Origin of the sequence: Brevundimonas kwangchunensis (assembly GCF_039523815.1) — a bacterium.
GTDB lineage: Bacteria > Pseudomonadota > Alphaproteobacteria > Caulobacterales > Caulobacteraceae > Brevundimonas > Brevundimonas kwangchunensis.
This window is the reverse complement of sequence record NZ_BAAAGA010000001.1, coordinates 189,287-207,429: the sequence shown is the minus strand read 5'-3', so window position 1 is coordinate 207,429 and position 18,143 is coordinate 189,287. Positions and strand designations below refer to the sequence as shown.

Sequence of the window (18,143 nt, the reverse complement as noted above, 5' to 3'; positions counted from 1 at the left end):
GAATCTGCGGACAGTTTCGCCAGCAACTCTACGCTGGTTCGCATCGGGGCTTCGTGACTTCCTTCCCTCACTGAGATCGCCCGGAGAAGGGCGACCGGGGAGGATATCGAGATATGATCGCACGCAACCCGCGGCTGGCGCTTCGCGCCGCCCTGATCCTGGGCGCTTCGACGCTCGCCCTGACGGCCGCGCCGGCGCTGGCGCAGGACGCCCCGCCGCAGCAGGACGAGCAGGCCGCCTCGCTGGACGACATCGTCGTCACCGCCCGCCGTCGCGATGAGCGCCTGCAGGACGTGCCGGTGGCCGTGACCGCCCTGACCAGCGAGACGCTGGAGAACCTTCAGGCCAGCGACATCGGCGATCTGGAAGGCGCGGTGCCGAACCTGACCCTGCACGAGGGCGACGCCAACAATGCGGTGATCTATCTGCGCGGCGTCGGTCAGGTCGACAGTCTGGCGTTCGCCGATCCGGGCGTCGGCGTCTATGTCGATGACGTCTATCTGGGCCGGGCGCAGGGTGCCTTCCTGTCGGTGTATGATGTCGACCGGATCGAGGTGCTGCGCGGGCCGCAGGGCACGCTGTACGGCCGCAACACCATCGGTGGCGCGGTCAAGTTCGTGTCCTCGCGCCTGAGCGCCGAGCCGAACGGCCGGCTGGAGGCCTCCGTCGGCGACTACAATCTGCGCGAACTGCGCGGTGCGTTCGGCGGCGCGCTCAATGACGAGGGCACGGTGCTGGCCAAGGCGGCGATCGCTTACGCCAGTCGCGACGGCTATTCGGAGAACGCCTTCGACGGGCAGGACGACGGCGACCGCAACCAGATCGCCGGCCGGGTTTCGCTGGAGTATCGGCCCTCCGACGTCTTCTCGATCCGCCTGAACGTCGATGCGTCCAGCGATCGCCCGGACACGTCGCGTACCCCCGCGCGGGCGACACCGGTGTTCGGCGCCTATCCGGCGACGATGGACGATCCGTTCCGGGTCAACGCCAACTTCAATGATCTGGCCGATCTGGACACCTTCGGCGCCTCGGTGACGGCCGAGTACACCTTCAGCGACGCCCTGACCTTCAAGTCAGTGACGGCGTACCGCTCGATGGACTACGCCAGCCATCTGGATCTGGACGCGACGCCCGATCCGATCTTCGGCGTCTTCGTCGACGAGAACCAGCACCAGTTCAGCCAGGAGTTCCAGCTGTCCTACGTTGGCGACCGGCTGACGGCCGTCGGCGGGCTGTTCTATTTCGATGAGACCGACCTGACCTACTCGGGCCTTCTGGGTCCGGCGATCGGGCTGGTGACCGGCTCGATCAACGACCAGCACAACCGGTCCTATGCCCTGTACGGGCAGGGGACCTATGCGTTGACGGATCGCCTGAACCTGACGGCGGGCCTGCGCTACACCTATGAGGACAAGGATTTCGCGCGGACCCAGACCCTGTACCCGACTGCGCCGACGACCGTGCCGGGCCGGAACGATCCGGGCGTGACCCTGACCGATCTGGACACCTCGGCGAACTGGGACTCGCTGTCGCCCAAGGTGGGGCTGGACTACGAGATCTCCGACGACGTGATGGGCTATGTCAGCGTCAGCCGAGGCTTCAAGTCGGGCGGCTTCGACGGCCGGGCGAACGACGCCGACGGCGCGCGGCCCTATGATCCCGAGACGCTGTGGTCGTATGAAGCGGGCATCAAGTCGAGCCTCTTCGACCGCCGGGTGACCGCAAACCTCGCGGCCTTCTGGAACGACTATACGGATCTGCAGCTGTCCAGCTTCACGGCGGACGGCTCGGGCGGGTTCGAGGCGCTGTTCACCAACGCCGGCGCCGCCACCATCCGCGGCATCGAGCTGGAGCTGGCCGCGCGGCCGATGGATGGCCTAACCCTGAACGGGACGGTGGGGTACCTCGACGCGCAATACGACGAGTACATCGGGCCGGGCGGTGCGGACATCAGCGACCAGCGCGAACTGGTCAATGCGCCGAAGTGGTCGAGCCGTCTGGGCGCGGTCTATGTCGCCGAGTTGGGCACCTCAGGACGACTGACCTTCGGGGCCGACGCCGCCTACCGCTCCAAAGTCTATCCGACGGTCTCGTCCAGCGAGGTGCTGGCGCAGGACGGCTATACCCTGGTCGACGCCTTCGTGCGCTGGACCGACAGCAACGACCGGTTCTCGGTCGAGCTGGGCGGCAAGAACCTGACGGACGAGCGCTATGTCGAGCAGGGCTTCGATCTGTCGGATTCGCTGGGCTACCAGCTGGCCTACTTCGGCGCGCCGCGCACGGTGCGCCTGACTGCCGGCGTTCGCTTCTGACCATGGCGGCGAACGAGGAGCCGTGGGTCGAGCCGGACACCGCACGCCTGCTGGCCCGGATGGCGACCGACTTCGCCGGCGCGCCCGAAGACCCGACCGTCGATGAGCGGCGGCAGGGCCTGGAGGTGGCGGCCCAGATGTACGGCCCGCCGCTGGCCGAGGTGGCGTCCATCACGCCGCATGAGGCGCCCGGCGTGGCCGGACCGGTGTCCCTGCGGGTCTATACACCGGTCGGGCCGAAGCGGCGGCGGCCGATCGTAGTCCACATCCACGGCGGCGGCTGGGTGCTGGGCGGGCCGGTCGCCTATGAACGGGTCGTCAGGGCCTATTGCGCGGCGGGCGACTGCATCGTCGTCGATGTCGACTACCGCCGGGCGCCGGAGCATCGCCATCCGGTGGCGCTGGAGGACTGTCTGTCGGCCATCGACTGGGCCGTGCGCAACGCACGCAGGCTGGGCGGCGACCCCGCCCGGCTGGTGGTCACGGGCGACAGCGCGGGCGGACATCTGGCGGCCGCGGCCTGTCAGATCACGCGCCACCGGCCGGCGTTGCAGGTGCTGGTCTATCCGGTGATGACGGCCAGCGCGAATGCCGAGCTGGCGTCGCGAAAGGCGTTGGGAGACGGGCGATACTTCCTGAGGGAGTTCGACATCCTGCGGGCCGAAACCGAGTACTTCACCGAAGGCCAGGCGGCGGAGCGGGAGCAGGGGCCGGCGTCACCGCTGCTGGCGTCGCGCGCCGTGTTGAAACGGCAGCCGCCGACGGTGGCGATCACCGCCGCGCTGGACCCGCTGGTGGACGAGGGAGCGGCCTATGTGGCTGCCCTGAATGAGGCCGGGGTGGAGGCCGAGGAGGTCCGGGTGGCCGGGACCATCCACGCCTTCGTCCTGTTCGCGGGGGAGATCGGCGTGGGGCGCGAGGCCATCGCCGACATCGGGCGGCGCATCCGGGTGGTGAAGCCCCGCAGGCGTGGCTGGCTGTTCGGCTAATGCTCTGACGAAAAAGAAAAAAGGCCGCCTGACACGAGGTCAGGCGGCCGCTCCGTTCGGCCCGGCCCGGCGGGTCGGAATGGCGGGTGCAGGACCCGGCCGAAGGAAAGCGTGCATTCCGTGCACATCGTGCACTCAATGCATTTTTCGGTGGTCGGTCGACCCTAGCCCTCGAGGTCCTGACCTTCGTCCGGCTCGGGCGTGCCCAGCAGTTCGTCGGCGATCTTGGTCGTGGAGGCCCGCACGGCCTTCTCGATCGAGGCGGCGACGTCCGGGTTGGCCTTGAGGAAGTTGCGCACGTTCTCGCGGCCCTGACCGATGCGCTGGCTGTCGTAGGAGAACCAGCTGCCCGACTTCTCGATGACGCCGGCCTTCACGCCCAGGTCGATGATCTCGCCCAGCTTGGAGATGCCCTCGCCGTACATGATGTCGAAGATGACCTCGCGGAACGGAGGGGCGACCTTGTTCTTGACCACCTTCACGCGGGTCGTGTTGCCGACCACCTCGTCGCGATCCTTGATCGCGCCGGTGCGGCGGATGTCCAGACGGACCGAGGCATAGAACTTCAGCGCATTGCCGCCGGTCGTCGTTTCCGGCGAGCCGTACATGACGCCGATCTTGTGACGGATCTGGTTGATGAACAGCACGATGCACTGCGACTTGTTGATCGAGGCGGTCAGCTTGCGCAGGGCCTGGCTCATCAGGCGGGCCTGCAGGCCGGGCAGGCTGTCGCCCATCTCGCCCTCGATCTCGGCGCGTGGCGTCAGGGCGGCGACCGAGTCGACCACCACGATGTCCACGGCGCCCGAGCGCACCAGCGTATCCACGATCTCCAGCGCCTGCTCGCCGGCGTCCGGCTGGGACACCAGCAGGTCGTCCAGATTGACGCCCAGCTTCTGGGCGTAACCCGGATCCAGCGCGTGTTCGGCGTCCACGAAGGCGGCGACGCCGCCAGCCTTCTGGATTTCCGCCACCGTGTGCAGGGCCAGGGTGGTCTTGCCTGAGCTTTCCGGACCGAACACCTCGATCACCCGGCCGCGCGGCAGGCCGCCGATGCCGAGCGCCATGTCCAGACCGAGCGAGCCGGTCGAGACCGACGGAATGACGTCAGCCACCCCGCCCTTGCCCAGCTTCATCACCGAGCCCTTGCCGAACGCACGGTCGATCTGGGCGATAGCCGCCTCGAGCGCGCGTTGCTTGTCGCCGTCTTCCTTGCCCACCAGTTTCAAAGCCGCCTGTGACACCTTCGTCTCCCTTGCCATGATTCCCATCTGGTTTTCGGAGAGACCCGCCATGGACCCGCCCCGCGCTTCAGTGATGGCGATATGTGCATGGTTTGTTCCGGTTCACAAGATGTTCTCTTTTCGTCCATCGATGTTCTGTCGATGGTGCGACAAAAAATGACGTATCAGAACATGACGGCGGGCGGTCAGGTGTGGGCGGGGGCTTCGACCGCCGTCGGCATCGGCTCCGCGACACGGGCGTAGAAGGATACGCCGGCACCCAGCACCAGAACCGCCATCGCAACCATCAGGAGCGGTCGCCGACTGGCGGTCTCGGGGCTGAAGGGCCGCAGGAACATCAGGCCAACGAGCGCCAGCAGGACCAGCACGCCGGGCAGGTCCATGCCGATGCCGAGGAAGACCGGGTGACCCAGACCGATCAGCCAGCCGACGCCAAGGACGGCGGCGACGGCAAGCGGGGCAAGGGCGGCCGGGCGGGTCACGCCGGGATCGACGAAGGCGACGATGGCCGCGACCAGCGTCGCCAGCAGGGCTGGCCAGACGAACAGGAAAGCAGTCTCGGGCGCCGCGGCCTGGGCACCGAAGCCGAGTACGAGGATCAGGGCGATCACGCCGGTCCATCCGCCCCAGGTCGAGCGCGCCGACAGGTTGGGGAACCACGACAGACCGATGGACAGGGCGGCGGCCCCCAGCATCACCGGGTTGAAACCACCCAGAACGGCGGAGACGAGGGCGATCGCGGCGACCGCGCCGGCGGACACCCGGCGATCCGGCCGCGCCCGTCCGCCCAGCAGGGCCAGCGTCAGGGCGAGAATGGCCAGCACCGCCCCGGCCTCCAGCCATGGCAGGCGGGCCAGCAGGACATAGTAGGCGTCGGTGCTCTCCGCCCGCCCGGACATCGGTCCGCCCAAGAGGCGCGCGAAGTGGGTCACGACCAGTCCTGACGACAGGAACCACAGGCCGTCCACCGCCCCGCGACCGGCGTCGGCGGAGGTCAGGCCCGCGCGGCTGCGGGCGCGCCATGCGGCGATGGCCAGCAGGGCGACGGAAGCGAGCAGCAGCACCCAGCCGGTCGCCGGCGCATGGCCGATCACGAACCGGCCGAAGACGTCCGCGTAGACCAGGTTCGAGGTCCGGGCCGGCAGGGCATCAGCGCGCAGCAGGGCGTCGGCCGTTTCCAGAGCTTGGGCGCCGATGTGCTGGACGCTGCCCTGATCCAGGGCGTCGGGCGTGGAGACCTCGGCGTGGTACTGCTCGGGCCGGCCGATGAAGGCGAGGTTCACGCCCTGAACGCCGCGGTCCTTGGGTATGGTGAAGTCGGTGCCGTTGGGCATCAGCTCATAGACGAACACCGCCAGCGAGTTGGAGGTGATCCCGCCCTCGGCGCGGACGGCCGAGCGGCCGAACAGGGCGATGGTCTCGGCGTTGCCGCGTCCGGTCTCGAACATCATGGCGCGCCCGCCGCCGCCGCGGGCCTCGAGGTTGACCACCGCGCCGATGCGATCGCGCAGGGGGTGGCCGCCCCAGAAGACGCGGGCGCCGTCCAGTCCGATCTCCTCGGCGTCGGTCAGCAGCACCACCAGCGTCCGGTCGGCGGGGCCGCGTTCCCGGATGGCCCGGACGGCCTCGAGGATCGACGCGACGCCGGTGGTGTCGTCGGCGGCGCCGGCCGAATCCGGCACCGTGTCGTAGTGGGCCATCAGGGCGACGGCGGGCAGGGAGGGGTTCCGGCCGGGCAGGACGCCGATCAGATTGGTGGCGCTGTAGTTGGCGGCAGCGGGATCTCCGCCCATCCGCTCCAGATACTGGGCCGAGCCGCGCGAGATGGGGCCGGTCTGGGTCGAGGTCTGCAGGCCCAGCGTCTGCATCCTCTGCAGCAGGAAGGCCTGAACCCGCGCGTGATCGGCCGAGCCGACCGGGTGCGGCCGCTGCGCGATCTCACGGATATCGACCATGGCGCGGGCGGCGGAGAAGTCGGTAGCCGGAGCGCTGGCGGGCGAGGGGCGGGGGACCTGAAGCGTCAGAACCGCGATCAGCAGGGCAAGCGCCAGAGATCCGGCCAGCCAGACGAGCCGCATGGTTCACCCTCCCGAAGGTCCGGGGCGAAGGCTAGGACATTTCCCTTGGCGCGCGAAGAGGGATCAGGCGGCGCGGCGCAGCGTCGTGGGGGATTTCACGAACAGGCCCTTGCGGCCCGAGACGGCGCGGAAAGCCACGCTGTCTCCCTCGATCCGCTCGTCGGCGCCGAGGAACAGGACGCCGTCATCGACCAGCCGGCGTTCCAGATTGTCGAGCACCTGGGCGCGGGGCTTGGCGTCCATGTCGGTGAGGACGTGGCGGCAGAAGATGACGTCGAAGCGGAAGTCGTCGCTCGGCGGGTCCAGCAGGTTGGTGCGCGCGAAGTGGACGGTCGAGCGCAGCTCCGACTTCGCGATCCAGGCGTCGTCGGTCTGGTCGAACCAGCGCAGCATGGTCTCGGCCTTCAGTCCGCGCTGGATCTCGAAACCGGTATAGGCGCCGCTGCGGGCCTTCTCCAGCACGCGCTGGGACAGGTCGGAGGCGACGATCTCGACGCGGGCGCCGGCGTCCAGCGCGGCCATGGCGATAGAGAAGGCTTCCTGCCCGGTCGAGCAGCCCGCCGACCAGATGCGCACCGGCTGATCGCCGCGCGCGCGAACGAGGGCCGGCAGCAGCTCCATGCCGAAGGTGTCGAAGGTGGCCCGGTCGCGGCGGAACCAGGTCTCGGTGTTCAGCAGGGCCTCGATCACGCCCCAGCCGAGGGAAGCGACCGGCTTGGCCCACAGGGCGGCCAGCATGGCGCCGACGGACTCGAACCCCTCGCGCCGGGCGACGGGGCCTAGGCGGTGTTCGGCCAGCTTCATCCGGTCGCGCGTCAGCCTGAACCCCGCACGCGAGGCCAGCAGCGACTGCAGGCGATCGAAATCCTCCGGCGTCATGAGGGTCAGACGGCCCCCACTTCAGCGAATTTGGACGTCAGAATCTCGCCGTCGAACGGCTTCATCACATAGTCGTCGGCGCCGGCCGACAGGGCTTCGGCGATGCGTTCGGCGCGCGTCTCGATGGTGCAGAACAGGACCTTGGGACCTGTCCCGCCCGGCAGGGTGCGCAGGCGGCGCAGGAAGGTCATGCCGTCCATGACGGGCATCGACCAATCCAGCAGGATGACCTCGGGCATGACGCCGGCGCAGAACGCCAGCGCCTCGGCGCCGTCCGCCGCCTCGTCGACCTCGAAGCCGAGCGATTCGACGATGCGCCGCGCGACCTTCCGTATGATCCGGCTGTCGTCGACGATCAGGCAGGTTCTGGGGGTCAAGTGGTGGTCCCGAAAGCGAAAAGACCACGATTCCGCCCCGTGATCCGCAAGCCGGATAATCGCCCCGAGCCGGTTAACGAGTCCTTGGGAAACCGGCTTAAACGTCAGTTAGGCATGTGGGCGGACAGCGTCACGCGGCCTTCCTCGGCGGTGGTGACCAGTTCGCCGCCCGCATCGTGGACCGTCAGCCACAGCCAGTAAGGCTGAATCCACTGGCCCGGCAGTCCCTCGGACAGGGGTTGGCCGGCCAGACCCGCGATGGCCTCACCCTTCAGGCGCGCGCGATTGCCCTCGGCCTTGCCCTCCAGCGTCAGGATGTCGCCGCTCTCGCGCACGCCTATGGTCGCGGCCCCGCCGGAGGGCAGGGCGGCGACGGTCAGGTAGGCCAGATTGATCAGAGCCCGGGCCTGCGGCTTGGAGAAGCTGCGCTCGCCCACCTGCCAGTCCATCGTCGCCCGGCCGCCCTCGGTCAGACCGGAGACCAGTTCGCCGAGCTCGGCGCCCGAGAAGCGCTCGGCCGAGGTGGCGGCGCCGAAGGCCACGCGGGCGAAGTTGACCAGGGCCACCATCTTCTTCGCGCTCTGCTCGATCAGGCTCATCGCGTCGTCGCGCATGTCCTGCGCCGACGGGTCCTTGAGCAGGTCCAGACCCGAGCTGATCGCGCCCGCGGGACTGATGAAGTCGTGGCAAAGCTTGCCCGCCACGAGGGTGGCGAGGGCTTGTCCGTCAGGCAGGGCGGAGGTCGGCGCGGCGTCGGTCATGGCACTCGGGAACAGCGGAAGAGGTTTGGCCGAACGCTGCCCTGATTTGCCGTTTCTTCAAACCGCCCGGATGCTCTATCGGGAGCGGCATGACCGACCGCCTGACCGCCGACCTCGCCTCCGGAGCCCTCGCCGAGGCGCTCGCCGACATCGCCGAGGACGCGGCGCGGGTGATCCTGCCCTACTGGCGCTCGGGCGTGGTGGCCGAGGCCAAGGCGGACGACAGCCCGGTCACTCAGGCCGATCGCGAGGCCGAGGCCCTGATCCTGGCCCGGCTGGCGGAACTCTATCCCGAAGTGCAAGCGGTGGCCGAGGAGCAGGTCGCCGCCGGCGAGGCCCCGACATCGCTGGGCGAGTGGTACTGGCTGATCGATCCGTTGGACGGCACGCGCGGCTTCGTCGAGGGGCGCGAGAGCTACACCGTCAACATCGCCCTTATCCATCGCGACGTGCCGGTGGCCGGCGTGGTGACGGCCCCGGCGACCCAGATGACCTGGCGCAGCGGCCCGACCGGCGGCGGGGCCTTCCGTCGCCGTTTCGGCGAGGCGTGGCAGGCCATTCAGGTGCGCGAGCGCCCGGCTTCGCCGATCGCCCTACTGAGCCACAGCATAACCGACGACGAGGCTGCGCGCCTCGCCACCCGTTACGGCTGCGGCCAGTGGCAGGGCACGGACTCGTCGCTGAAATTCTGCCTGATCGCCGAGGGCCGATTCGACGCCTATCCGCGCACCGGCCCCACGTCCGAGTGGGACACGGCTGCCGGGCAGGCGGTGTTGGAGGCCGCAGGCGGTCGGGTCATGGGTGAGGACGGCCAACGTCTGCGCTACGGCAAGCCCGGCTACGGCAACGGTCCCTTCGTGGCGATGGGCGGCTAGACGGCGGCCAGCGCCGGCAGTACCCGCTCGGCGCGCCGGGCGAGGGAGGGGGCGCCCATTTCGCGCGCAGTCTCGATCGCCTCATGCAGGATCATGCCGACAGACTTCGGTGTTGTCCCGGTCAGACGGGCTCGGGCGCAGGCGACCTGCGCCATGCCGATCTGGTCGGCGGCCCACGCCAGCGGCTGGACCTTCAGACGGCTTTCCAGACGGCGGCGGATGTTGGCTTCCAGTCCGGCCATGGCCTGCACATCGCCCATGGTCTCGGCCAGAGACGCCTCGGCGCTCATCCGGCGTTCGCGCACGAGGGCGCCCAGCACCAGACCCGGCTCGGCCGACAGGCTTTCGGCTTCGGCCAAGGTCAGCAGCGGCGTGTCCTGGTCGGGACGGGCCAACTGGACGGCGATCCAGTCCAGAGGGCTGTGATCGGAGGTGAACTGCTCTGCGGCGGCCTCGAACAACTCGCGGCCCTGCGCCAGTGCAGCGTCGTCGCCTGCAAGCGCGGCCAGCGCGGCCATGCCGGCGCCGGCCAGCGTCAGGGCCCGGGCTCGGGTCATGGGTCGGTAGTCCGGCGAGGCGTTCTCGACCAGTTCGCGCAGATCGCGTCCGGCCTGATCCAGCAGGCGGGCGTCGCGGCGGTTGACCCCGGCTTCCAGAGCGAGGGCGGCGCGGTCCAGACGCAGGTCGTCGACCAGCACCGGCGGCAGGCTACTGGCCTCGTGAAGCGCCGAGTCCAGCAGAGCGGCGGCGTCCAGAAGCGTCGCGGCGTCACCGGCCAGCGTGGCGCGGCGGGCCGTCAGACGAGCATGCACGGCGGCGGCAAGGGCGCGCGTCGCCGATCTTTCGGCCGACAGGCCTTGCAGGTCGGACAGGGCGACATCGAGCGACGCAGGGCCGCCGAACAGATCGAAACGCAGCAGATGGATGGCGCAGGATTCGATGGCGGCGGCCGCGGTCTGATCCTGTGTCGTAGTGTGGCGCGCGGCGTCGGAGGCGCAGGCCGAGGCGTGATCGATGCTTTCGAGCGAGCCGGTGCGACGGGCATGCTCGCGCCACAACACCGAGGCGCGCATCCAGGCGTCGAAAGGACGAGCGCAGGAGACCCGGCCGGCATCGATGCTTTCGCGTCGCGCCTCGCTGGCTACCAGATTGGCGCCGATCAGCTCCAGCCAGCCGAGGTCCTCGCTTTCGCGCGCCTTCTCGAAAAGCTTTCTCAGATCGCGGCCGAACTCGAACATGCACGCCTCTCCACCGTCCCGGTTCGGGACGGACGACTGGTCCCCGGGGCGCACCCAAGCAAACGCAGCGCCGCGCCGGTGGTTCGATCCGGCGTAGTCGGAGAAAAATCAGCCCAGACGGGGCGTGCGGGCGCGACAGGCCTGCAGGGCGGTCCGCGCCTCGGCGTTGTCGGCGGTAAGCTCGCGGACGGCGCGGATGCGGGCGCGGGTCTGGTCGGCCTCGGCGACTGCGGGCGAGCGGCCGGCGGTCTGGGCGGCTTGGATCGCGGTCAGGGACCAATAGAGGGCGGCGTCGTACAGGGCGCGACCTTCGGTGCTCTCGCCGCCCTCGAGTTCGGACGCGGCGGAGGCCAGACCAGAGCAGCGGACGATGTCCTCATAGGCGAGCGCCTGCACGGGCGCGGCTTGCGCGCCGTTCAGGATCAGCATGGCCAGTCCGGCCGTCGCGAACATCGGAACCTCCGCGGCACGCCCCCGCACCGTTTCGTCGAGTCGTAGAGAACCACGGCGGCGTGACGGAAGGAAGGCGTCCGCTATTCCGCCGACGTCGCAGTCCCGGCCGAGCCGCTCGCAGTCCGTCGCGTCTGGATGGCATCCAGTCGTCGCTGTGCCCTCGTGCCCGGCATCGATATGTCTCTGGGCGGAAAGCAGCAGAGCATCGACATGGGCGGGTTCGATCTCGAGCGCCCGTTGCAGCGCGCGCTCTCCGGCCGCTGCGTCGCCACAGTTGATCTCGGCGCGCGCCAGCAACACCCCGACAAGACGCTCCGGACCATCGGCCGGGTTTGTGACATCGCGTCCAGTACAGGTTGCCCGGCGACTACAACTCAAGATGTCGCATATTGGATCGAGGGCGGTCGTGCGTCGCTTCGTTCAGTCTCGACCATGCGAGGGCCAGCCGCTCCACCGCCTGGTCGAGATCGCTCTCCGGAAGTGTGAACGGCAGGCGGACGAAGCGTTGGAAGGCGCCGTCCACTCCGAAGCGCGAACCCGGGACGATCCGGACGCCAAGAGGATCGGCGATCCCGGCGAGCCGTTCGCTGACCGGACGGGGCAGGCCGACCCAGAGAGACAGCCCGCCCGGCGGTCGCCGCGCCTCCCACTCGGGCAACGCCTTTGTCAGAGCCTGGCGCAGATGGGCTTCCTGCCGCGACAGCGTAGCCCGTCTGATGGTCAGGGGCTCGTCGTTCTGTGCAAGGAGCGAGGCGGTCGCCAGTTGCTCGATGATGGGGGCGCCCAGACCGAGTGACGCGCGGGTCCGCACGACGGCTTCCACCACCGGCTCCGCCGCCCGGATCCAGCCTATGCGAAGGCCACCCCACCAGCTCTTGCTGATCGACCCCAGTCGCACGACGTGTCTGCCGAGGTCGTGTGGCCGGGGCGGCGGTGCGTCAAACCAGAGCTCTTTCAGGGTGTCGTCGAAGACCACCACGGCGCCGACGTTCTCCGCGCTGGCTGCGATGGCGGCTTCGGTTTCCGCGGACATCACGCGCCCTGTCGGATTGTGATGCGCCCCCACGAGATAGATCAGGCGTGGGCGCGTCCGGGCGATGGTCGCGGTCAGCGTTTCGACATCCCATCCCTCGTCCGGAAGGGCGACCGGGACGGGCTTCATCCCGGCTCGGACGATCGCGTCGATGGCGTGATGGAAGGTCGGATGATCGATGACCACCGCGTCGCCCGGTCGGCACAGGGCCCGCAGCAACAGGGCGAAGGCGTTCTGGGCGCCGGCGGCGATGACAACCTGTTCGGGCGAGGTCGACAGGCCTTCGGCGTCATATGTCGAAGCGACGGTCGCGCGCAGGGCGTGAAGGCCCACCGGGCTGTAGCCGTGGCCGGGAAGATGAAGCGGAAGGGACGCCAGAGCCTCGGCATAGGCGGCGTGAACATGCTCGCTGGCCGGCATGACCGCCGTCGCCATGTCGATGACGCCCGCGGCCTCGCGATGGTGCACGGGATCGCGCCGGCCTGAGGGGCCGGGCGGCAGGGCCGTATAGCTGCCTGAGCCCACACGGCTGACCACGAACCCATCCGCCCGCAACCGGTCCAGCGCCGCGGTCACGGTGATCCGGCTGAGGCCCAGGGTTTCCGCAAGCCGCCGCTCGCCGGGCAAGCGGGCATCGAGAGGGAGGCGGCCATCAAGGATTAGCCGCTTCAGACCCTCGGCGAGGCTGCGATAGGCGGCGTCGCCCGACGCACTGTCAGCGCCCGCTCCCAGATGTCTTGCAAGAACGAGCGGGTTGACGACGGGGCCGGTCATAGGTCCAGCATCAGTAAAGTGGACCTGTAAAGCAAGGCCGATTTCAACAAGAGTGGCGGCATGTTTGCTCGTCGCCTCGCCCAACTTTTCTTCGGCCTGTTCCTCTACGGGCTGTCCATCGCTCTGATGGTTAGGGCCAGTCTCGGCCTGAACCCGTGGAGCGTCTTCCATCAGGGGCTGTCGGACGTGACCGGCCTGAGCATGGGCACGATCGTCAACGGCGTCGGCCTGCTGGTTCTTCTGTTGTGGATCCCGCTGCGCCCGAAGCCGGGGATCGGCACGATCGCCAATGTCTTCATGATCGGCGCCTCGGCCGATCTCTGCCTGCACTTCCTGCCGGTGCTGGACGGGCTCTGGCTGCAGGCCGTCTTCCTCGCCGCGGCCGTGGCGCTCAATGCGGTCGCGACAGGAGCCTATATCGGCGCGGGTCTGGGGCCGGGGCCGCGCGACGGCATCACTACCGGCCTGCTGAAGGTCACGGGCTGGGAGATCCGGTGGATCCGGACCGGCGTCGAGGCCACGGTGCTGGCGCTGGGCTGGCTGATGGGCGGCAAGGTCGGCTTCGGCACGATCCTCTTCGTGCTGACGACCGGGCCGCTGCTTCAGATCTTCCTGCCGATGTTCACCCTGAAGGCAGCCCCCGCGCTGGCGGTCAGCCGCGTTCCTTCGTCTTCGTGAAGGCGATCTTCGGGAAGCGCTCGCCGACGTAGCCGGTCTCCCAGCTGGACTTGGCCAGGAAGACCGGGTCGCTGTCGATGTCGGTGGCCATCTGCGGGCGGTACTTGCTCATGAAGTCCTCGACGTCGGCCTTGTCGCCGCCGATCCAGCGGGCCTCGGCGTAGGGCGACGGCTCGAAGATAACATCCAGCCCGTACTCCTCGCCCAGACGATCGGCCATGACCTCGAACTGAAGCTGACCGACGGCGCCGACGATGAAGTCCGAGCCCAGTTCCGGACGGAACAACTGGGTCACGCCTTCTTCGGCCAGACCTTCCAGCGCCTTCTTCAGGTGCTTGGCCTTCAGCGGATCTTTCACCCGCACGCGCTGCAGGATTTCAGGGGCGAAGTTCGGCAGGCCGGCGAAGCGGATCAGGCCGCTTTCCGACAGGCTGTCGCCCACGCGCAGCACGCCGTGGTTTGGAATGCCGATCACGTCGCCGGCGAAGGCGTCCTCGGCCAGTTCGCGGTCCGAGGCGAAGAACATGATCGGGGCGTTCACCGACAGCGACTTGCCGGTATTCTGGACCTTCAGCTTCATGCCGCGCTTGAAGCTGCCCGAGGCCATGCGGAACATGGCGATGCGGTCGCGGTGGTTCGGGTCCATGTTCGCCTGGACCTTGAAGACGAAGCCGGTGACCTCGTTCGAGCCTGGCTCGACGGTCAGGTCGACCGGGGCCGGGGCGTTGCGGGTCTCGGGCGGCGCTTCCTTGCGGGCCTTCATTACCTTGGGCGCGGGCGCCCAGTCGCCGATGGCCTTCAGCAGTTCGTCAATGCCGAAGTGGCGCAGGGCCGAGCCCCACAGCACGGGGGTCATATGGCCTTCGAGGAAGGACTGAACGTTGAACGCCGGATAGCCGGCCTCGACCAGCTCCTGCGCCTCGATCAGGGCTTCGTGCTCGCCCGCCTCGAAATACTGTGCGGCGTCGGCCAGAGGCAGGGCGTCAGGGTGGGGGACGTCTTCCTTCGAACCGGACGGCTTGCGGGCATAGGGCTGGAACCGACCGGTGCCCATCTCGACCATGCCGCGCAGGCGGTTGCCGCTCTCGGCGGGCCACCAGATCGGGGCAGGGTCGAGCTGAAGCCGCGACGCGATCTCGTCCAGCAGGGCCATCGGATCCTGCGCCTCGCGGTCCAGCTTGTTGATGAAGGTGATGATCGGGATGTCGCGCAGGCGGCAGACCTCGAACAGCTTCAGCGTCTGCGGCTCGATGCCCTTGGCGGCGTCCAGCACCATGATGGCGCAGTCGGCCGCGGTCAGGGTGCGGTAGGTGTCTTCCGAGAAGTCCTCGTGGCCCGGCGTGTCCAGCAGGTTGAACATCTTGCCGTCGTGCTCGAACGTCATGACCGACGCCGAGACCGAGATGCCGCGCTCCTTCTCGATCTTCATCCAGTCGGACTGGGTGCGCCGGTTCTCGCCACGCGCCCGCACGGCTCCGGCTGCGCGGATGGCGCCGCCCGACAGCAGGATGTGCTCGGTCAGCGTCGTTTTACCGGCGTCCGGGTGGGCGATGATGGCGAAGGTCCGGCGACGGCCGGCTTCTTCGGGGACGGTCAGTTTCGACATGGGGCGTTCCTCGGAGCCGCGCGACCTAGCGCGGACGGCGTCGAAAGTCACCCGTGGCGACGCCTGCCAGACCTCCGGTCTGTCACCGAAAGTGAATATCCCTTGGCAACGCAGGGATATCGGAGTTCATTGTTCAGTGAGGCGAGACGTTCCGGTCACGCAATCGGAGCGCCGCCTTTGGAAACGAAGGAATGGCCCGATGACCACGCAACCGCTTCACGAACCCCCTCCGACCCGCGACGGCCCGCACCCGGCGATCTGCCTTCTGACGGGATTTGGCGTGATCGCCTTGGGGGCAACGATCGTCCACATCGTCTTCAACGCGGTGATCTAGGCTTCAGCGCCTTCCGAAGCGTCGTCTTCACCGCCGCCGGCCGGCGGCTCCGGGGCTTCTTCCGGGGCGGGTTCGACGGAGGTGTCTCCGGCGGCTTCGATCTCCTCGCGCGTCAGCGGCGGTTCGCCGGCTTCGGCGCGTGACAGCAACTCCCGGGCGGCCTCGCCCGCCGAGCCGCCATGCGGGGCGTTCGCCAAGGGCCTGAGCAACCGGATCGCCGGTTCGAACTCGCCATTTCGCATCATCGCCGACGCGTAGCCCAAGCGGGTTCCGGGCAACTGCGGGGCCCGTTCGAATGCCAGCGACCAGGTCAACAGATCGTTCTCGGTCGGGTAGTCCGGCGCGGACTCCCGGACCTGGGCCAGCAGGTACAGGGTGTAGTATTGCTGCGGGTCTGCGGCGTAGGCCCGACGCAGGTAGTTCTGGGCGTTCAACAGATAGGGCCGCGCATCGTCGGTCGTCTCACGGGCCAGCTGCATCTGGCGACTGGCCATCAGTTGCAGGGCCTCGACGTTGGCGGGGTCGCGCTCCAGCAACTGCCGCAGGACGGTCTCGCCGACCTCCGCATCGCCGAAGTGCAGTTCGGCATGGCCGAGTTGCAGCATCGCGAAGCCGTCATCCGGGTGTCGGGCGGCTCTCTGTCTGACAAGCGCCGCCGTCGCCGCGCGCTGGTCGTCCGGAACGCCGGCCTTCAGCCGTTGCGCCAACAGAAGAAGGTCGTTGGCCGAGGCGGGCAGGACGGTGATCTCGATCTCCGGCTCGGGCCGATCGACCTCATAGACCAGCACCCGCAGCGAGCGGTTCATGTAGACGCGCAACTGGCTGCGGAGCTCCCGCAAGGAAAGGCCGGTGGCGGCCTCCATGGCCCGCACGGGGTCCGCGCCGCCGTGGACGGCGTTCACATAGGCCGCGAGCTGGTTGCGCCGCGCGTCATCGCTCATGAACCAGTGGGTCAGCAGCCATGCGACCGGATAGTAGGTGTTCTGCTGGGAGCCGCGCGGAATCTCGCCCGGGCGTTTCGAGAGCAGGGCGTCGAGCGGTATCCAGGTCTCGTAGAGCAGCCAGTCCGCGCGGTTGCGGTTGAAATCGCCGACCCGGATGACGTTGTCGCGCACCTCGGCCGTCATGAAATACTCGGCGAGGCCCTCGATCATCCAGCCGGGCATTTCCGCCGCGCCGATCTGGAAGCTGAAGTGGTGGAAATACTCGTGCAGCAGCGAGTCCATGTCGCGATCACGGATCGCCGTGGCGAAAATTCCCTCCGTCGCAGGCACATAAAAGCCCGCCACCTCGAACCCGATGTCGGGGCGAATCTCGCGCAGCGCCGCCGTTCCGGGGACCAGGTAGATGGGAAGCTTCCGCGCAGGCGGGGCGTCGAGAGGCAGGCCCATTCGCGCGCGCAGGACGTAGTCGTAGAGCTCCAGTGTCCGGGCGTACTGGCGCAGGGTGGCCTCGCTGCCCTGCGAATAGATGACGAAGTTCCGGCTTTCCGCCATTCGCCACTGTGCATGCGCCGGCGCGGCGAGGCTGACGACGAGAGCGCCGAGGATGACCGGCAGGCCCCTTAACAACACTGAAAACGTCACACCCGACTCCCCCGAGACCACGCTACCCTAGCGGGTGCGGTCGGGATCGTTCAAGCTCTGCGCCAGATCAGGCGGCGAGGCGCATCCACACCGCCTTGTCGGCGGCCACGGCGTCCAGCTTGCCCTTCGAGGCGCGGGTCTTCAGCTGGCGCATCACCATGTCCGGCAAGGCGCAGAACTGCGGCTCGACCAGATCGGGATTGCAGCCGGCGGCGGGCGCGGCGAACAGGGCGGCGTTGACGTCCGGCGAGCGGTCGTGGATCAGCCAGGCCAGACGGCGCGCACGCTGTGGGTCGTTGAGGTGCAGCAACGGGTCCTCGGCGAACAGCTCGCAGCCCAGTTCCAGCACATAGTCCAGGCTCAGCTTCTCGAAACGGCGCGCGTCGCCGGGCGTGACCGGGCAGGTCTCGTCCAGATCGAACACCACGTCGTTCAGAAGAAAGAGCATCGGGAACACCCACCACCACCGCGGGCTCATGTCGGCCCGCTGAGGGTGACCATAGGCGCCCCGGCTTGAGGTTCCGTGTGCGAACGCAGTTAAGGATTTCGCACCGGCGGCGACGGCGTTAACGGGTCAGTCACGACGATCCGCCGGCCACCTTCTCCGTGATGAAATGCCGGCCTTCCCGATCCTCGATCTCGACGATCCAGAGGTCGGGGTCATAGCGGATCTGGCGCTGGAGGTAGTCGTCGAGCTCGGTTTCGAACTCGCTCTCGACCGGCTGCATCCAGAGGCGCTCGCCGTCGGGTCCGAAAGCCTCACTATAGAGTCGGGCGCGGCGTTCGGCGGTGTTGAACACCTTGACAATGACCGTGCCGGCGCGCGCGTCTCCCTTGCGCGCGACCGTGGCGAAGGCGCCGCCGATCTCGGCGCGGCGGATGAGGGCGGCCACCCAGACGTCGCTCGACAGTAGCAAATCGATAAC

The 18,143-nt window shown here is 68.5% G+C and carries 17 protein-coding genes; 5 read left to right on the top strand and 12 right to left on the bottom strand.

Translation table 11 applies throughout. The features are described 5' to 3' along the window. The first annotated feature begins 113 nt into the window (after nucleotides 1-113). Together ABDZ95_RS01070 and ABDZ95_RS01065 are read left to right on the top strand one after the other, a co-directional pair. Nucleotides 114-2,312, top strand: coding sequence for a TonB-dependent receptor (locus ABDZ95_RS01070; protein ID WP_343789037.1), 2,199 nt, complete (start codon nucleotides 114-116; stop codon nucleotides 2,310-2,312). A 2-nt stretch (nucleotides 2,313-2,314) separates the two neighbouring features. Further along, on the top strand, nucleotides 2,315-3,301 hold the full coding sequence (locus ABDZ95_RS01065; RefSeq protein WP_343789034.1) for an alpha/beta hydrolase: 987 nt from the start codon (nucleotides 2,315-2,317) through the stop codon (nucleotides 3,299-3,301). Between the two features lie 164 nt (nucleotides 3,302-3,465). Here the strand turns inward: ABDZ95_RS01065 and recA are convergent, their stop codons facing one another. The 5 genes from recA to chpT all read right to left on the bottom strand — a co-directional run bounded on the left by recA (nucleotide 3,466) and on the right by chpT (nucleotide 8,640). Further along, a complete protein-coding gene (gene recA, locus ABDZ95_RS01060) occupies nucleotides 3,466-4,563 on the bottom strand; it encodes a recombinase RecA (protein WP_343791199.1) in 1,098 nt (365 codons plus the stop codon). A gap of 167 nt (nucleotides 4,564-4,730) precedes the next feature. Then, a complete protein-coding gene (locus ABDZ95_RS01055) occupies nucleotides 4,731-6,623 on the bottom strand; it encodes a M20/M25/M40 family metallo-hydrolase (RefSeq protein WP_343789031.1) in 1,893 nt (630 codons plus the stop codon). Between the two features lie 63 nt (nucleotides 6,624-6,686). After that, complete coding sequence (locus ABDZ95_RS01050; protein WP_343789028.1) at nucleotides 6,687-7,502, bottom strand: CheR family methyltransferase; 816 nt, start codon at nucleotides 7,500-7,502, stop codon at nucleotides 6,687-6,689. Nucleotides 7,503-7,507: 5 nt separating this feature from the next. Next, nucleotides 7,508-7,879 carry a response regulator gene (locus ABDZ95_RS01045; RefSeq protein WP_343789025.1) on the bottom strand — a complete coding sequence of 124 codons (372 nt, stop codon included), beginning with the start codon at nucleotides 7,877-7,879 and terminating at the stop codon, nucleotides 7,508-7,510. Nucleotides 7,880-7,983: 104 nt separating this feature from the next. Then, complete coding sequence (gene chpT / locus ABDZ95_RS01040) at nucleotides 7,984-8,640, bottom strand: histidine phosphotransferase ChpT (protein WP_343789023.1); 657 nt, start codon at nucleotides 8,638-8,640, stop codon at nucleotides 7,984-7,986. A gap of 89 nt (nucleotides 8,641-8,729) precedes the next feature. Between chpT and cysQ the strand changes: the two genes are divergently transcribed. Continuing rightward, nucleotides 8,730-9,515, top strand: a complete 786-nt coding sequence (gene cysQ / locus ABDZ95_RS01035) for a 3'(2'),5'-bisphosphate nucleotidase CysQ (RefSeq protein ID WP_343789020.1) — start codon at nucleotides 8,730-8,732, stop codon at nucleotides 9,513-9,515. Here the strand turns inward: cysQ and ABDZ95_RS01030 are convergent. From ABDZ95_RS01030 to yczR, 3 genes are all read right to left on the bottom strand, one after another. Continuing rightward, entirely contained in the window at nucleotides 9,512-10,753 is a 1,242-nt protein-coding gene (locus ABDZ95_RS01030; protein WP_343789017.1) for a hypothetical protein, read from the bottom strand. The two genes, cysQ and ABDZ95_RS01030, sit on opposite strands and share 4 nt — an antisense overlap. Nucleotides 10,754-10,861: 108 nt before the next feature. Continuing rightward, nucleotides 10,862-11,206 (bottom strand): hypothetical protein, encoded by a 345-nt coding sequence (locus ABDZ95_RS01025; RefSeq protein ID WP_343789014.1) that lies wholly within the window; start codon nucleotides 11,204-11,206, stop codon nucleotides 10,862-10,864. 367 nt (nucleotides 11,207-11,573) lie between these two features. Further along, complete coding sequence (yczR, locus tag ABDZ95_RS01020; RefSeq protein ID WP_343789011.1) at nucleotides 11,574-13,013, bottom strand: MocR-like transcription factor YczR; 1,440 nt, start codon at nucleotides 13,011-13,013, stop codon at nucleotides 11,574-11,576. A 60-nt stretch (nucleotides 13,014-13,073) separates the two neighbouring features. Between yczR and yczE the strand changes: the two genes are divergently transcribed. After that, nucleotides 13,074-13,691, top strand: a complete 618-nt coding sequence (gene yczE, locus ABDZ95_RS01015; RefSeq protein ID WP_343789008.1) for a membrane protein YczE — start codon at nucleotides 13,074-13,076, stop codon at nucleotides 13,689-13,691. On the opposite strand, the gene ABDZ95_RS01010 is transcribed toward yczE, so the two are convergent. Further along, complete coding sequence (locus ABDZ95_RS01010; RefSeq protein WP_343789005.1) at nucleotides 13,666-15,297, bottom strand: peptide chain release factor 3; 1,632 nt, start codon at nucleotides 15,295-15,297, stop codon at nucleotides 13,666-13,668. The genes yczE and ABDZ95_RS01010 overlap by 26 nt on opposite strands. 199 nt (nucleotides 15,298-15,496) lie before the next feature. Between ABDZ95_RS01010 and ABDZ95_RS01005 the strand changes: the two genes are divergently transcribed. Continuing rightward, complete coding sequence (locus ABDZ95_RS01005) at nucleotides 15,497-15,631, top strand: hypothetical protein (RefSeq protein ID WP_343789002.1); 135 nt, start codon at nucleotides 15,497-15,499, stop codon at nucleotides 15,629-15,631. Here the strand turns inward: ABDZ95_RS01005 and ABDZ95_RS01000 are convergent. From ABDZ95_RS01000 to ABDZ95_RS00990, 3 genes are all read right to left on the bottom strand, one after another. Continuing rightward, nucleotides 15,628-17,217: a hypothetical protein gene (locus ABDZ95_RS01000; protein WP_343788999.1), complete on the bottom strand. Its 1,590-nt coding sequence runs from the start codon at nucleotides 17,215-17,217 to the stop codon at nucleotides 15,628-15,630. The genes ABDZ95_RS01005 and ABDZ95_RS01000 overlap by 4 nt on opposite strands. 67 nt (nucleotides 17,218-17,284) lie before the next feature. Continuing rightward, nucleotides 17,285-17,665 carry a hypothetical protein gene (locus ABDZ95_RS00995; protein WP_343788996.1) on the bottom strand — a complete coding sequence of 127 codons (381 nt, stop codon included), beginning with the start codon at nucleotides 17,663-17,665 and terminating at the stop codon, nucleotides 17,285-17,287. 130 nt (nucleotides 17,666-17,795) lie between these two features. Then, nucleotides 17,796-18,134: a DUF1491 family protein gene (locus ABDZ95_RS00990; protein ID WP_343788993.1), complete on the bottom strand. Its 339-nt coding sequence runs from the start codon at nucleotides 18,132-18,134 to the stop codon at nucleotides 17,796-17,798. Nucleotides 18,135-18,143: the final 9 nt, after the last annotated feature.